The following is a 16,592-nucleotide window of genomic DNA, read 5'->3' on the forward strand; positions in this document are numbered from 1 at the left end:
TCAGGATATTTGTTGGTGCACCTGGTCTGATGGTTAACGTTCCGTTTACAAAACTGATCTGGTAATTGTTTGATGTTGCTGCAGAAGGAACGATATCATAAGTTCCGATCGGGCTGTTTGTCGTCGCTGTTGTGCTGATGGCCACCTGGCTGCTGAGTGCTGCCGGGCCTTCTGCATTGACAAATCCATCGTATTTAACGGTAAGTGCCGGATTCACTGTTCCTGCAAATTTCACTTTATCCTCTGCAGTAATGATCAGCGGTGTTTTATTGATGGTCAGGTTTGCAGCGGTATAGTTCAATACATAATTGCTGCTCAGTGCCAGGGTGTTTTTGTTGATGGCATAAGTTCCTGTGTTTTCACCAGGGACCCTGTTGAGGCTTCCTGTAAAGGCATCGGTACCGATCAGTGCCGGACTGAAAGTATAAGTCAGTGCCGGATCAGCAGTACCATAAGTTTTGGCTGCCGGTGTAGCGGTTGCGGTAACGGTTTTTGTACCGATACTCAGGTTGGCAGGGGTATAAGTGATCAGGTAATTCGGACCCGCCGTTACTGTTCCCTGTGCAATGGCATAACTTCCGATGTTTTCACCGGCAGTTCTGGTTAAGCTTCCTGTAAAGGCATCTGTACCGATTAAGGCAGGACTGAAAGTATAAGTCAGTGCCGGATCAGCATCGCCATAAGTTTTGCTTTTTGCGGTTGCAGTTAGGGTAAGCGCTTTGGAGGTGATGGTCAGATTAGCCGGGTTGTAAGTGATCAGGTAATTCGGCCCCGCGGTTACTGTTCCCTGTGCAATGGCATAATTTCCGATGTTTTCACCAGCAGTTCTGGTTAGGGTTCCTGTAAAGGCATCGGTACCGATCAGCGCCGGGCTGAAGGTATAAATCAGTGCAGGATCGGCTGTACCATATATTTTGGTCTTAGCGACCGCGGTAATGGTTAGTGGTTTGCTGGTAATGTTGAGGTCAGCTGGAGTAAAGGCAAGGGTATAATTTGCATTTAAAGCGAGTGTTCCCTGTCCGATGGCGTAGTTGCCAATGTTCTCACCTGCAGCTCTGTTTAAACTTCCTGTAAATACATCCGTTCCGATTAATGCCGGGCTGAAAGTATAAGTGAAAGCAGGATCGGCTTCGCCATAAATTTTTGTTTTGGCAGTAGCAGTTATGTTGACTGTTTTCCTGGTGATACTGAAATCAGCGGTAGTATAGTTCAGGGTATAGTTGCCATTTAAAGCAAGTGTTCCCTGTCCGATGGTATAGTTGCCGATGTTTTCACCTGCGACACGGGATACGTTACCTGTAAAGGCATCTGTACCGATCAGTGCCGGACTGAAAGTATAAGCCAGTACAGGATCTGCAGTTCCGTATTCTTTGCTGTTCGCAGTCGCGGTTACTGCAACTGTTTTTTTAGTGATGCTCAGGTCAGCTCCATTATAAACAAGGGCGTAGTTTGTACCCAGGCTTAGATTACCCTGTGTGATGGCATAGTTGCCAATGTTTTCACCTGCAGCGCGGTCCAGGTTACCTGTAAAGGCATCTGTTCCGTTTAGTGTGGGGCTGAAGGTATAGGTCAGTGCCGGATCAGCTTCACCATAAACTTTGGTTTTAGCAATTGCCGTTACGGTAATGGCTTTGGTAGTAATGGTTAGGTTGGCTGGTACATAAGTGATCTGGTAGTTTGTACCCAGGCTCAGGTTACCCTGGTTAATGGCATAGTTGCCGATGTCTTCGCCAGGTGTACGGTCCAGGTTACCGGTAAATACATCCGTTCCGATTAATGCCGGACTGAAAGTATAAGTGAATGCCGGATCAGCAGCTGTAAAGACTTTGGTTTTAGCTACTGCAGTTACAGTTACCGGTTTCGCGGTAATGTTCAGGTCAGCTGAAGTAAAGGCAAGGGTATAGTTTGCATTTAAAGCCAGGGTTCCCTGTCCGATGGCATAATTACCCGTGTTTTCACCAGGGGCTCTGTCTAAGGTCCCGGTAAATACATCTGTTCCGATTAGTGCCGGGCTGAAAGTATAAGTCAGTGCCGGATCTGCAGTGCCGTATACTTTGGTTTTAGCTGTTGCAGTTATGTTGACTGTTTTCTTGGTGATGCTGAAATCGGCGCTGGTATAGTTCAGGGTGTAGTTATTGCTTAAAGCCAGTGTTCCCTGTCCGATGGCATAGTTGCCAATGTTTTCACCCGCTGCACGGTCTGGCGTTCCTGTAAAGGTATCCGTTCCGATCAGTGCAGGACTGAAAGTATAGGCAAGTACAGGATCTGCCGTGCCATATTCTTTGCTGGCAGGGGTAGCCGTTACTGTAATTGTTTTTGTTGTGATGCCCAGGTTAGCTCCGTTATAAACGACAGCATAGTTTGGACTGAGCGTTAGGGTTCCCTGCGTGATGGCATGGTTACCAACGTTTTCACCTGCAACCCGGTCCAGGTTGCCTGTAAAAGTATCTGTTCCGTTCAGCGCCGGACTGGACGTATAAGTAAATGCCGGATCAGCATCTCCATAAACTTTGGTTTTAGCGACTGCAGTTACAGTAATGCTTTTTGCAGTGATGTTCAGGTTGGCTGGTACATAAGTGATCTGGTAGTTTGTGCCCAGGCTCAGGTCGCCCTGATTAATGACATAAGGGCCTACATTCTCACCGGGAGCACGGTCCAGGTTACCTGTAAATAGATCTGTTCCGATTAATGCCGGACTAAAAGTATAAGTCAGTGCCGGATCAGCATCTGTAAAGATTTTGGTTTTAGCAACCGCAGTAACTGTTACTGGTTTAGTGGTAATACTGAGGTCGGCTGAAGTAAAAGTAATGGTGTAATTGTTGCTTAGGGCAACAGTTCCCTGTGTGATGGCATAATTACCTGTGTTTTCACCTGGAGCTCTGTCTAAGGTTCCTGTAAAGGCATCAAGACCAACCAGTGCCGGGCTGAACGTGTAAGTTAATGCTGGATCAGCAGCGCCATATACTTTTGTTTTGGCCACCGCAGTAACCGCAATATCTTTCTTGTTTACCAGGAGGTCCTGGGTTACAGGAGTCGCAGCAAGGAAGGCGCCGTTTCCGGCCTGTAATGCAGTGATGGTTGTTGTTCCCTGAGCAAGAATGGTTACGGTACTTCCGGTTACGGTTGCTACCGCAGTATTGCTGGAAGTATAAGTTACCGGTAATCCTGAGGTGCTGGTTGCAGTAAGGGTAATGGTTCCTGCACCATAAGTTGAAGGGGCAAGTGCATTGAAAGTGATGGTCTGTGAAGCCTTAGGCGTCGCAACGATACCAGTTGATTTTGCGCTTTCATTTCCGGTTAAATCTATAGCAGCGATGCGGTAGAAATAACTGGTACCATTGGTTAGTCCGCTATGGGTATAAGTTAAAGTGCCCGCCGGAATATTCTGTAGGAAGGCATTCGGATTAACCGGGCCACCATAAAGAACGTAGTTGTTCAGGTCCGGATCTGTATTTGCCGTCCAGGTGATGACATTTTGCGTATCTCCCGAAGCAGCCGCCAGGCCTGTTGGTACAGCAGGAGCTGTTCTGTCAACAGTTACGGTGCTGCTGTTGGTAGTTGCTGTAACCGGGGTCCCTGCATTTCCGGGAAGGTCTGAAAAGGCAATATTGAAAGCAAGAATTCCTTCAGGAGTAGTTCCTGATACGGTATGAGTTGCTGTCCAGTTGTTACCTCCTGTATTGGTTGGAACGGAAGCCGTTCCGCCAATGGTGACTGTTGGTATGGCAATACTTTCTGAAGCAGTGAAACTCAGGGTAACAATGTCCGCTACTTTTGCTTTGCTGGTAGCAGCGTTGTTAGAAGCAATGGTTACCGCGGTTAGTGTCGGAACGATTTTGTCGTAAGTGACACTGCTGCTGTTGGTGGTAGCCGTAACCGGAGTTCCCACATTTCCTGCGAGGTCAGTAAAGGCAATACTGAAAGGAATAACTCCCCCTGTTTCTGCTCCTGTCAATGTGTATGTAGCAGTAAAGCTATTTCCACCTGCAGAAGTAGTCACAGCGGCGCTTCCTGCAATCGTTACTACAGGAAGTGCAACACCTTCTGAAGCTGTGAAGCTTAAAGTGATGATATTTCCTGTTTTTGCGGTTTGATTTGAAGCATTATTGGAAACAATGGCTACTGTAGTTAATGTCGGTAATGCCTTGTCTAAAGTAACACTGCTGGCATTTGTGGTTGCGGTTGCCGCAGTTCCGGCGTTTCCGGCAATATCGGTAAAGGCGATGTTAAAAGGAACAACACCATCTGCATCTGCAGCCTGGGTCGTATAAGTTGCCGTCCAGTCATTTCCCGAGGTATTGGTGATGGCTGTAGCTGGATTTCCAAGAATGCTAACCACTGGTGTGCCAATGGTTTCTGAAGCAGTAAAGCTGAGTGTAACGAGATCTCCTGTTTTTGCCTTTGCAGTATTGGCATTATTGGAAGCAATACTTACCGCAGTTAAGGTCGGATTGGCTTTGTCTATGGTATAAATCTCTCCGGAAGTATAGCCTCCCTGGATCTCATTCCCAATGGTATTGATGATGCCTGTTCCTGAGCTTTGAAGGTTAAGTCTTAGCGTTCCAGATCCCGTTCCGGTGTTTACCGTAACGGTTCTGGTAGCGTTACTTCCGGAGACGAAAGTAACTGCAGCCCCGGTAATACTTCCTGAATTAGTGATGCTGAAATCGGAGGTATTGACACCAGTTACGTTTTCAGAGAACGTGACTAGAAACTGTGCAGATGCAGTGTTGATATTGGCATTTCCAATTCTGGTGATGCTGACTATAGTAGGTGTTAATGTATTGATCACAATATCTTTGTTAGCCCCTAAAGATCCTGCAGCGGCTGGAGCGGGCAGGGTTAAGGTGGCATTATTTCCTGCAGCGTCTTTAATGGTTCCACCTGCAAGAACAAGTGCAGCCGTACTGGCCTGATCTAAATCGGCGATACTTTGGTTGAGTCCTACGGTATAGTTAAAGACTAAAGCCGCTGCTCCCGAGCCACTGGCATAACTTGCTGTTCCACCTGAGTTCAGGCTGAGTGTCGGTGTTCCGGTTACGGTTACTGCTTCAGAGAAGTTGACCGTTACTGGAATCAGGTCCCCGATTTTATAAGTTCCGTTGGCAAGACTGGAGTTGACCGAGCTGACAGCTGGTGAGGTATTATCGATCACAATATTTTTGTTAAAGCCTAAAGATCCCGCAGATCCAGGGAGAAACAGGGTTAATGTAGCATTGTTTCCTGCGGCGTCCTTTAATGTTCCTCCGCTTAGGCTGAGGGCATTAGTCCCGGTGTAATCCAGATCGGCACTGGCATCAGTTGCCTGTACCGTATAGTTGAAGCTGAGGGTGGATGTTCCCGAACCGCTGGTGTAACTTGCAGAGCTGCCGGAATTCAATGCAAGTTGAGGTGTTCCGGTTACGGTAATGGCTTCATTAAAAGTAATGTTAATGACGATGATGTCCCCGGCTTTGTAAGAACCGTTGGCAGTGCTTGAATTGACCGAAGTCAGAAAGGGTACATTTCCGTCGATGACAATCGCTTTATTATTACCAAGAGAGTTTGTTGCGCCCGGTGCCGGAAGGGTAAGCGTAGCATCAACACTTCCGGCGTCTTTGATTGTTCCTCCATTGAGACTTAGTGCAGTAGTAGCGCCATAGTCGAGATCACTGGTGTTTTGTCCGCTGGCAACCGTATAATTAAAGGTTAGTGTATTTGTTCCGGTGCCACTGCTATAATTGACATTGGCACCTGTGTTTAAGTTTAATAAAGGTGTTCCGGTAACGGTAACGGCCGTTGAAAAAGTAATATTGATCGGGATAACATCTCCTATTTTATAGCTTCCATTGGCCGCGGAAGAGGTTACTCCGGTAACATTTGTTCCAAGTTGAAAGATCGGATTCGTACCCGGGAAGGCTGCCCCACCGGGGTCCAGAGATTTCTTGTTGGCAAGTATTTCGGTAGTTGTCCAGTTTGATTTTATATTAATTGCGGTTAGAATGGAAGCTTTTGTTCCGGTAAATGTTCCTGCATAGTTGTTATAATCTCCATGATAACCTGTTGGCGGAGTACCTGCAATCGTTAATGTAATATAGCAATTTGCTGCTGCAAGTGTGGTAGGCAGGTAAGATACTGCTGCAGTAACTGATCCGGCGGCCTGCCATCCTGTGGTAGGATCAGGGGCATTGGTGCCGGGAAGTGCGGTAGACCAGTTTGCAAATCCATAGATAAAATTCGGAGTAGCATCGTTACCGTCGTAGAGGAACCAATTGTCCCCGCCACCTGCAACAACAGTTCCTGTGGTCCAGCCGGCGACTGTCACTGTTCCATAACCTTCGAGTCCTGTTGCCGTTGGTAAGGCACCACCTGTGATTGCAATGTTAAATATCGTTCCTGCAGGAATGCTGCTGGTAGTGGTCCAGGTAATGAGTCCGTCGGAGCCATTCGTTACCAATGCGGATTGGTCCCAGCCCTGGTCGGTAATCTTAAGTACTGTACCTGAAGGAATTACTTTTAAGGCTACAATAGCCAGATTCACTGTTGCTGAGTTCCCGTTAAAGCCAACAATAGCAAAATCTCCGGTAGTTAACTGGGCTGTGCTTTTATTTGCGGAAAAGCAAAAAAGGCAGATGATAAATAATGCCGCTAAAAAGCGAAAGTATAAATTTTTCATGTGAGAGCGTTAATTCTAATAAAATTCTGTGGGTATATCTAGTTTCTGCTAGGGAAAGCCCCTTCCATACAAATGATATAGCTAATCGCGAGTATCGGTTGTAGAATATTTATTGGCTGACTTCCTCCGGCAATACCAACTGTGGTAGTTACGGTACCACCTGCAAGAGGAATGTTAGGTGTTGAAGTCGTATACATTGATACGGGATCTGTGTTTACATCTTTACCTGCTCCCAAAGCATTACCTGCAACCGGAGTTCCAACTGTTGCTGCGGCATTACTGGCATTCAGTGCTAAGGTCGAAGTTGCAATGTGGTTGTGTGCAGGCATGTTGGTGATCAAGATAGAGGTGCTCTCTGTTCCAGAAACCTGCCCTAACGCATAATTACTCAGACCTGGCCCTTGTCCCCATCCTACAGGGACTCTGCCCCTAAGGTCGGGCAAGCCGAAAGTAGTTTGGCCATTTCCACCGTAAGTGGTTCCTAAAAGTGCAAAAAGAGCAGAATTCTGAGCGATACCAATGATTTGTCCATTACAAAATTGAAATCCCCTTGGCGCAAAGTTTCCTGCGAAAATTTTTACCATTCCCATATACTCATCCATAGTTGATTTGTGATTAATTAATTTATAATTGTTAAATTTATTTTTACAAGCCAATGCTCAGGATAAAATTCCTGAGGTACTTTCAGATAGTAACGTGCTTAACTTCTTTTCCAAAGACTTTTGACGATGATCAAAAGATGCCTGGAATGCTAACGCTTATGCCATTCGGTGAATAGATTCCATATAGAACCAATCGGGTTCATGAGCTGATCCGTTTTTTGCAATACAATCGCATTTGTACAAGCAGGAATGTGCATAAGATAAAGAGGGTTGAGGCGTTAATTATCTTTTAATCAGTACTTCAATCTGTTGAAAATCATTGATCTTCAGTAAATTGAAATCTTAATTTCCACTAAAATTAGTGAAAAAAATAAATATTGAGCAATATTTATAAATTTTTTTAATGGTTCTACTCTCTACTGCCCTGTTTTTTTAGTTCTTGTTTGTAGTTTTTGAGCTACTGGAAAGAGAAAAAAACCTTCTGAAGTTAATCGGAAGGTCTTTTTCTCTAAAAAAATGATGGTCGCCGGCTGAGGATATGTGTCTTTCAGCAATGCGGATCAATCAACATAAAATGTCTAGTTTCTGCTTGGAAAAATACCCTCCATGCAGATGATATAGGTAATAGCGAGCGTAGGTTGCAGGATGCTTATCGGAATGTTTCCTCCGTTCAGCGCTGTTGTAGTCGTTACTGTGCCTCCTGCAAGAGGAACGTTAGGTGTTGAGGTGGTATACATCGATACCGGATCGGTATTCACATCTTTACCAGCTCCAAGTGCATTTCCGGCAACAGGAGTTGCAACCGTTGCAGCAGCGTTGCTGGCATTTAGCGCCAAAGTTGAGGTTGCGATGTGGTTGTGAGCTGGCATATTGTTGATCAATATGCTAACGTTCTCTGTACCTGTAACTTCTCCCAAGACATAACTGCTCAGACCTGGACCTTGTCCTTGGCCAATAGGGGCTCTGCCTCTGAGGTCAGGTAGGGCGAAGGTCGTCTGACCATTCCCGCCATAAGTTGTTCCTAAAATTGAAAAAACTGCGGTATTCTGGGCGATACTGATAATTTGGCCGTTGCACAGCATCCAGCCTCTTGGTGCAAAGTTGCCTGCGAAAATTTTAACGACTCCTATAAACTCTTCCATGATAATGATTGTATAATTGGTTAATTGATTTAGTGGTATGGTGATCTGTAATGATTAGTTTCTGCTAGGAAAAAGGCCTGATGTACAGATGATATAGGTGACTGCCAATATAGGTTGTAGAATACTGATTGGCTGACTTCCTCCGGCAATGCCAACTGTGGTCGCTACAGTGCCTCCAGCAAGAGGAACGGTAGGAGCTGAAGTGGTATACATAGATACCGGATCTGTATTTACATCTTTACCTGCTCCCAATGCATTTCCGGCCACAGGTGTTGCAACTGTGGCAGCAGCATCACTTGCATTTAGTGATAGGGTTGAAGTGGCTACGTGATTGTGAGCCGGCATATTGGTGATTAGAATACTGGTGCTTTCTGTACCTGTAGTTTCACCCAGGACATAATTGCTCAGGCCTGGACCTTGTCCCCATCCGACAGGAGCTCTGCCGCAAAGGTTGGGTAAAGCAAATGTGGTTTGACCGTTTCCGCCGTAAGTGGTGCCCAGAATTGAAAAAAGTGCCGTATTTGGTGCAATGGCAAGGATCTGACCCTGGCATAGCATCCAGCCTCTTGGCGCAAAGTTGCCGGCAAAGATTTTAACGATTCCTAAATACTCTTCCATAATAATTGAGTTTATGTAATTTGATTGGTTAATTTAAAAATATGTCAGTGATAAGGATCGTCCCCCCTTACACGGTTTTAGATCGTACGCTTAAATTTTTATCTGAAAGGGTCCAGGCCATTGCTGGCATATTCCTGTAGTTTATTGAGATAGCCGGAAAAATTATTGAAATTATACATTGAGCCCGTTGGTTGTCCAAAAGGTGCCAGTGTTGTTGATACGAACGCATTCGTGAAAACAAAAATGTACATAAAATGAAGAGAGTTAAGGCGTTAATTATCTTTAAATAGTGTTCTTTTTGAAAAAGGATGCCACCATTTTTGTATAAAACTAGTAAAAAAATAAATATCAAATAATATTTTCGGGAATATTTCGACAAATTCTGTCTTTATGTCCGTTTGTTTTTGTTTTTTTATAACATGAATGCTCCATTAACTGCTCTCAAAAATCAGCGAATTATAGATGCAATCGTTACCTTCCTTAGGGAAATAGGTCTGGAAGTCTTATTGGAAAGGCATGAAGGAGATTCCTTTCTTCCTGGTATCCGTATTAAAACAGGGGGTCTGAGTATTGATCCTTCACAAGTACTTTATCCCGGGGACATCCTTCATGAAGCCGGGCATCTGGCCACCGTTACTTATGCAGTAAGATGTAAGCTGGATGGAGAACTACCCGATATTGACCTGCACCGGGGAGCAGAGCTGATGAGCCTGGCCTGGAGCTACGCCGCTTGTCTGAAACTGGAAATACCTCCTCATGTGGTTTTTCATCAGGATGGATATAAAGGTGATGGAGACCACCTCATCCGAAACTTTGAAGATGGTATCTATATTGGATTACCCATGCTTCAGTATCAGCAAATGGCTTATGATGAAAAAAATGCCGGAATCTTAAATGTAAAATCCTTTCCTTACATGCAAAATTGGATTTGCATTAAAGAAGAGCGTGGGGATGACAATATTTAGATGGAGACAGCCAAATTTATTTCTTGCTTGCGGTGATACTTTTATAGATGAAATTGTGAATCGAATTGGCGGTTACTTTCTGGTCTGTGGTTAAGTACCAGATGTTATTGATCCTTTTTCCAACACCTTCTTTATCCAATGGGAACCGGGCCTGTTCGATCGTCTTATTTTTTGATTTAAGAATACTTCCTGCAAAATTTAAAAGTGTGAAATTGGCCATACTCGTTTCAATGTTCGGAAGGACTTCTGAGGCAAAAACGGGAAAAATTTCCTGACCTGAGTTTTTTAATTTATCGAAAATGGAGATCAAAACACTTCGCTGACGCTCGGTTCTTTCGTAATCTCCTTTACCCACAGCTCTGATCCTGGTATAGGCAACGGTTTGTTTTCCGTTCAGTTTCTGAAGACCCGGATTTTGTACATGTACCGCTGGAATTTTCTCATAAATGGCCAGTTCGTCCAGGTAATTATTCAGGTAGGGAAGCTCTTCGGTTTTCACATTTACCATGATGCCATTTAAGGCATCAACAATTTTTGAGGCGCTGTAAAAATCTACATTCATATAGTCTTTAATGTCAAGGTCGAAGTTCTGATTGATGGTTTTGATAGCTAGCTGAGGACCACCTATAGCATAGGCTGCATTGATCTTATGCATACCTTTACCCTCGATTTTGACATAAGTATCCCTCATTATGGATGCCATTTTAATCTTTCCATTGAGCTGATTGATTGAAATGATCATCACTACATCTGAGTTTCCAGCTTCTTGTTCCGTACGCCTGTCGACTGCGAACAGTGCAATATTTATAGGTGGATTGGTTATGGTTTTTATTTTCTGCTGAACTTTTGGAGAAATGCCCAATGCTTCCGTTGACCTGTTTAATGGTACTGGAGATCTTCGTGCCGGTATTGCAGGAGTTTGAGCCAGGCTGTCCTGAGCGTTTGTGGTAAATGAAGAAAGGATCGAAAAGAAAATCACAAATATAAAAGCCTTCATTTTTTTATTTTTATTTACAATTCAGGACCAGTGTATTTCAATAACCGTACCTGAGAACAAATAAAATTCTTGCTACCTTTAAAACGTTCTTAAATCCGCAGATAAAGGAAAAGAAAGATGTTTATGGACAAAGCGTATAAAATTGCAATTATAGGGTTGGGTTATGTGGGTTTACCGCTCGCTATTGAATTTGCTAAGAAATATAAGGTACTGGGATTTGATATCGATCAACCGAGAATTGAAGAGCTTCGTATTGGAGAAGACCGGACAAAGGAAGCTGATCTGGAGGAGTTGCAGAAGTTATTGAATTCGAAAGGTGAAAATTCAGGATTGAAGTTTTCATCTTTGAGCTCAGACCTGGAGTCTTGCAATATTTTCATCATTACGGTTCCTACACCCATTAACCGGTTTAAAGCCCCTGATCTGAGCCCCTTATTAAAGGCTTCTGAAATGATTGGGAAGGTATTAAAGAAGGGAGATATTGTGATTTATGAATCAACGGTATATCCGGGTTGTACAGAAGAAGATTGCGTACCCGTTCTGGAAAGACATTCCGGGTTGAAATTTAACAGGGATTTTTTCTGTGGCTATTCACCGGAAAGGATCAATCCGGGAGATCGGGTCAATACACTGACAAAGATTAAGAAAGTAACCTCCGGTTCTACAGCCGAAGTGGCAGAGGAAGTGGATCGTTTGTATGCACAGATCATTACCGCAGGAACACATAAAGCACCGAGTATTAAAGTGGCAGAAGCGTCTAAGGCGATAGAGAATGCACAAAGAGACGTAAATATCTCTTTTGTAAATGAGCTTGCTCTCATCTTTGACAGGATCGGGATTGATACTACCGATGTGATTGAAGCTGCGGGAACAAAATGGAATTTTCTAAAATATAAACCAGGACTGGTAGGTGGCCACTGCATTGGCGTGGATCCTTATTACCTGGCGCATAAATCGGAGTCCCTGGGCTACCATCCACAGGTTATCCTTTCCGGAAGAAGGGTAAATGATAATATGGGGATGTTTGTTGCCAATAAAGTGGTGAAGCTGATGATTGCTAAAGGATATCCGGTAAAAGGAGAAAAAGTGCTGATTCTGGGCTTTGCATTTAAAGAAAACTGCCCGGACATCCGGAATACCAGGGTCATTGATATTTATGAAGAGCTGCAACAGTTCGGAATGGAAGTTACTGTTTTTGATCCATGGGCTGATCCGGAACTGGTCAGGAAAGAATACGGATTTGAGTTGGACAATGTTCTTATAGATAAAAACTATAAGGCGATTATAGTCGCCGTTTCTCATCAGGAATTTTTGGCGGTGGATTATAAAAAATATAAAGAATCGGGCGCAATTATCTTCGACACCAAATCATTTATAGAAAGAAAATACACCGATGCAAGATTGTAAATTTTAAATATAAGATATTATCAGATCCGGCAAGAAAAAACTTGTTTTTGGCACGTTTTTAGATACTCATTGGAAAATAATAAAAGCAATGCTTTATTCCCTTGTTGACGCCTTCATTCCTAACATTGGCCTTTTTCCGGGACATTTAACTCATTGTAAATCATTGTTCTCAGCGGAAGGCTATCTGGTAGAAAGAAATCCCTCAAACAATGTTTTTTTTTATTGCAAATGGAAATTTTTCTGTTAATTTTATAGCTCTAAATAAACCCGGGGGGGTGTCTAAATGAAAAAAAATCTACTTGTTATTTTACTACTGTTATTTGCTGGTTCTGCGTTCTCACAAATGAATGGCGACTACAATTATTCCATTGCTGCGAGAGGCTTCAGCATGATGCAAATGCCCAAAATTTTAAACGAGACTGATTATAGTAAATATGTGAATACATATTTCAGCGGTCTGGTGATGAAGTTCAATGACAACCAGATTAGCTATAGATTAGGAGGAAGTTACCTCAAAAAATCTAAAACTTTCTATAACAATTGCAATACTTGTGAGATTGTCACTGGTGATGTGACCGACTATGCATTCAAAGTTGGTTTTGAAAAGAACCTTAATTTTTCCAGAATTCAACCTTACTTTGGAGTGGATCTTGGTTATCGCTCTAATAAGTTTATTGGACTGTCTCAAAATGCGAACGTTTTGAAAGGTGCTTTACAGAGTGATGCCATTGCTTCCAGTAAAGTTGAAGCGACTAAAGTTGGTTTTATCGCTACGCCGTTAATCGGAATAAAATTCAATGTGATCAGTGAAGTATCTCTGTTTGTAGAAAGCAGTCTGGATTTCTTTTATTCCTATGAACGACAGGAATTCGTAACTCAGGACGCGAGTAATGTGCGGACATTAGCGAAAACAAATAAGGCAGAGTTCCTTTTGAACCCTGTATCTGTAGGGATTACCATCCATTTAGGAAGTAATAAATAGAACCTGTCAGGCGTCTTCATTTAATTTTGAAGTTGCTTTTGTATCCTTCATAAATACATAAACGAGTAATGAGCTGAAAATGCAGAAGGTGATGTACCAGTAGTAATATGGTTCATGGCCCCGGTCTTTCAGCCATAAGGCAATATATTCTGCCGTGCCTCCAAATATGGCAACAGTTAAGGCATAAGGGAGGCCAACGCCTAATGCGCGTACTTCAGCAGGGAATAGTTCTGCTTTTACGACCGCATTGATGCTGGTATAGCCACTTACAATGATTAATGAGGCCATCAATAGGAGAAATGCGGTCCATTGACTACTGGTCTGGCTTAATGCGGTAAGTAAAGGTACGGTACAAATCGTTCCCAATACACCAAAACCGATCAATAAAGGCCTGCGACCTATCTTGTCGGATAAAGCACCAAATACAGGTTGTAAACAGGCAAAAAGGAATAAAGAGAGAAAGGAAAGGAGGGTGGACTCTTCTTTGGTCATTTTTACGGTGTTGACCAGGAATTTCTGCATGTAAGTGGTGTAAGTATAGAAAGCCAGGGTTCCTCCCAGGGTTAGCCCTACGACTGTGATGAGTGCTCGCGGGTGTTTTAACAATTCTTTTAAGGTTCCCTTTTTTTCAGCTCCCTTTGCTTTTTGATTTTCGAAAGCGCTGGTTTCGTCGAGATTTTTCCTCAGGTATAACGCTACAATGGAAAGTATGGCACCAACAACAAAGGGAATTCGCCAACCCCATTCCTGAAGTTGTTGTTCAGAAAGTAAAACCTTTTGTAAAAGAAGCTGAAGTGCCAGCGCGAGTAATTGCCCTCCGATGAGGGTGACATACTGAAAGCTGGAATAGAAGCCTCTGCGGTTTTTGGTGGCCATCTCGGTCAGGTAGGTCGCGGAGACTCCATATTCGCCACCTACACTCAATCCTTGCAATAGCCTTGCAGTTAACAAGAGGATTGGAGCAAAAATACCAATGATAGCGAAAGTGGGAGTTAAAGCAATTAGAAGTGAACCTAAAGACATGAGCAAGACGGAAAGTGTCATGGATTGTTTTCGGCCAACCCGGTCTGCAATTCTTCCAAACAGGTATCCGCCAAGGGGGCGCATCAGGAAGCCAAGCGCAAATATTCCTGCGGTGTTGAGGAGCTTTGCTGTATCGTTCCCTTCCGGAAAGAATGCAGAGGAGAAATAAATAGCGAAAGCAGAATAGGCATACCAATCATACCATTCTACCAAGTTTCCTACAGAGCCCCCAAATATGGCTTTTAATCGTCGGGGCTCAATGGTTGCTTTCATACCTTGTTTTTGTTTTGGAAAACAAAAGATAAAGCTTTTAAGTAAATTTTCATACCTCTACACGATCTGAACTTATCAAATGATGCAGGGGTATGAAAATTAATGGGGTGTTATAATTAACCTATCTTATTTAAACTGATAGCTTATATTGTGGTTAATGTAAGTATTTGAAACAGGCGATGCGGTTTCTACTACTTTTCCGTCGACCAATATCTCCAATTTAATTGTGCCCGGACCAGCTGTGTAAGTGGAAATGGTTGCGCTTTCGCCAAATTCTACTTTTTTGGTGATTTTTTTGGAGAAAGGTAAGGACTGGTTATCTAAGCTAGTGAATGCCCCTGTTTCATTGGTATATCTGATGTCGGTGAGGCCAACATTTCCAGCGGTTTGTGTTACATTGTAGTCGATGGTTACTGTCTTAGGATAGCCGGCTCTGGGATCATCAAATTTGTCTTTATCTTTTGAGCAGGAGCTGATTATTCCTGCAGCGAGAAACATAAAGGTGATTTTTGTGAACAGGTTGTTTTTAAATTGTAAAAGTCTCATGAGGTTTTTGTTTTTTATAGATTATAATGTGACTACAAATCTATCATGGACGTTTTTTTCAATCAATACCTGGAAAGGAGGTTTTATTTCTACCTGTATCCGGGGATATAGATTTAGAATTCCTCATACCTGAGCAGGTACTGTCTGTATAGCTGGCTTAGCCTAAATACATTTTCGAGAATGAGCAGGATAACTACGGGTAGGATGACAAGTTCAAAAATGTGAAACTTCCAGAAGGCATAAGCGAATAAAAGGATTAGCCGGAAGCATTCCAGGTAATAGATCCATTTCCTTTGTTCCAGCAGTGCACCACAATTGATCAGGGTGATCAGAATGACAGCGGCGGTGAATAGTTTGTCTTCGAAGTGCAGCTCAACATAAAAGGCGGTAACAAAACTGAGCAATGCAATGCAAAGGATGAGTTGGAAGTTTAAGTAAGTCCTGAATTTAAAACGATAGGAGGGTTCTGCTTTTTGCTGGAGGTATCTGCTCTCCAGGATGGGCCGGATGTTTTGATCGAGGGTGGCTGGATTTCCAAAAATGATTTTCAGCCTTGCCTTAATGCTTTTTTCTTTTTTACAGGCTTCGAGGATTTCCAGGTAATAATGAAAGTGCTGCCATAAAAAACTATAACTTTTTACCGGATGGGTAAGACCATATTTAGGCGTTTCTTCTTCGCGTTGAAAAGTCCCGAACAACTTGTCCCAAAAGACAAAAACGTCTCCGTAGTTCTTATCAAGGTATTTCTCGTCGCTGGCATGATGTACCCCATGAAGAGAAGGAGTGATGAAGATGTGTTCCAGCCAGCCTAGTTTTCCGATCAGCTGTGTGTGGGTAAAAAAAGAATAAGCACCATGAACCATGAGGATGGCAATGACCATTGTCGGATGAAATCCCAGTAAAGGGATTAAACACCAAAAGATATTTCTGATCAATGCCTGAAAAATGGTGATTCTTGCAGAAACGGTCAGGTTAAATTCTTCACTTTGATGGTGGACAATGTGCGCTGCCCATAAAAAATTTACCTGGTGGCCTAAGCGGTGATACCAGTACCAGACTAAGTCGGTAGTCAGGATCAACAACACCCATACCCACCAGGAATTGGGAATATTAATAAGGGCATAGTTTTTATATACCCAATAAAACAAGCTGTAAAAGCTTGCAGAGATAAATAAGTTAAGTAACCTTTCCGCAATGCCAATACTGATGTTTGCAATTGAACTCTCATATTTAAAAACTTCCGGCTTTTTTAAGTGGAGAGCCAGACGGTATTCCAGATAGAGGAAGAGGAAAAATGCGGGAATGGCAAAGGCCAGGTAGTTTAACTGGATCATTTATGGCTTGTTTCTTATTTTTATAAAACTGAGTAGCCGCCATTGGTC

12 protein-coding genes are annotated in these 16,592 nt (G+C 43.2%); 3 read left to right on the forward strand and 9 right to left on the reverse strand.

The annotated features are described in order from the left end of the window. From BLQ87_RS15085 to BLQ87_RS33780, 5 genes are all read right to left on the reverse strand, one after another. Positions 1-6,655: MBG domain-containing protein (locus BLQ87_RS15085; RefSeq protein ID WP_074608237.1), on the reverse strand; the 6,655-nt coding region annotated here is incomplete at its 3' end. Positions 6,656-6,693: 38 nt separating this feature from the next. Next, positions 6,694-7,257: a phage tail protein gene (locus BLQ87_RS15090; RefSeq protein ID WP_074608240.1), complete on the reverse strand. Its 564-nt coding sequence runs from the start codon at positions 7,255-7,257 to the stop codon at positions 6,694-6,696. A 578-nt stretch (positions 7,258-7,835) separates the two neighbouring features. Next, entirely contained in the window at positions 7,836-8,399 is a 564-nt protein-coding gene (locus tag BLQ87_RS15095; protein ID WP_172664884.1) for a phage tail protein, read from the reverse strand. A 54-nt stretch (positions 8,400-8,453) separates the two neighbouring features. Beyond that, on the reverse strand, positions 8,454-9,017 hold the full coding sequence (locus BLQ87_RS15100) for a phage tail protein (RefSeq protein WP_074608245.1): 564 nt from the start codon (positions 9,015-9,017) through the stop codon (positions 8,454-8,456). Between the two features lie 98 nt (positions 9,018-9,115). After that, positions 9,116-9,268, reverse strand: coding sequence for a hypothetical protein (locus BLQ87_RS33780; RefSeq protein WP_172664885.1), 153 nt, complete (start codon positions 9,266-9,268; stop codon positions 9,116-9,118). A 168-nt stretch (positions 9,269-9,436) separates the two neighbouring features. Here BLQ87_RS33780 and BLQ87_RS15105 point away from each other — a divergent pair, with 168 nt between their 5' ends. Continuing rightward, positions 9,437-9,982 (forward strand): hypothetical protein, encoded by a 546-nt coding sequence (locus BLQ87_RS15105; protein ID WP_074608248.1) that lies wholly within the window; start codon positions 9,437-9,439, stop codon positions 9,980-9,982. A 16-nt stretch (positions 9,983-9,998) separates the two neighbouring features. Here the strand turns inward: BLQ87_RS15105 and BLQ87_RS15110 are convergent, their stop codons facing one another. Beyond that, a complete protein-coding gene (locus BLQ87_RS15110; protein ID WP_074608250.1) occupies positions 9,999-10,979 on the reverse strand; it encodes an LCP family protein in 981 nt (326 codons plus the stop codon). 123 nt (positions 10,980-11,102) lie between these two features. On the opposite strand from BLQ87_RS15110, the gene BLQ87_RS15115 reads away from it, so the two are divergent. Then, complete coding sequence (locus tag BLQ87_RS15115; protein ID WP_074608958.1) at positions 11,103-12,386, forward strand: nucleotide sugar dehydrogenase; 1,284 nt, start codon at positions 11,103-11,105, stop codon at positions 12,384-12,386. Positions 12,387-12,669: 283 nt separating this feature from the next. After that, complete coding sequence (locus BLQ87_RS15120) at positions 12,670-13,368, forward strand: hypothetical protein (RefSeq protein ID WP_074608253.1); 699 nt, start codon at positions 12,670-12,672, stop codon at positions 13,366-13,368. Between the two features lie 6 nt (positions 13,369-13,374). On the opposite strand, the gene BLQ87_RS15125 is transcribed toward BLQ87_RS15120, so the two are convergent. From BLQ87_RS15125 to BLQ87_RS15135, 3 genes are all read right to left on the reverse strand, one after another. After that, on the reverse strand, positions 13,375-14,664 hold the full coding sequence (locus tag BLQ87_RS15125; protein WP_074608255.1) for an MFS transporter: 1,290 nt from the start codon (positions 14,662-14,664) through the stop codon (positions 13,375-13,377). Positions 14,665-14,790: 126 nt separating this feature from the next. After that, complete coding sequence (locus BLQ87_RS15130; RefSeq protein WP_074608258.1) at positions 14,791-15,210, reverse strand: hypothetical protein; 420 nt, start codon at positions 15,208-15,210, stop codon at positions 14,791-14,793. Positions 15,211-15,323: 113 nt separating this feature from the next. Then, positions 15,324-16,544 carry a sterol desaturase family protein gene (locus BLQ87_RS15135; protein ID WP_074608260.1) on the reverse strand — a complete coding sequence of 407 codons (1,221 nt, stop codon included), beginning with the start codon at positions 16,542-16,544 and terminating at the stop codon, positions 15,324-15,326. Between the last annotated feature and the right edge of the window lie 48 nt (positions 16,545-16,592).

Origin of the sequence: Pedobacter steynii (genome assembly GCF_900103665.1) — a bacterium.
In the GTDB taxonomy this organism is placed as follows: domain Bacteria; phylum Bacteroidota; class Bacteroidia; order Sphingobacteriales; family Sphingobacteriaceae; genus Pedobacter; species Pedobacter steynii.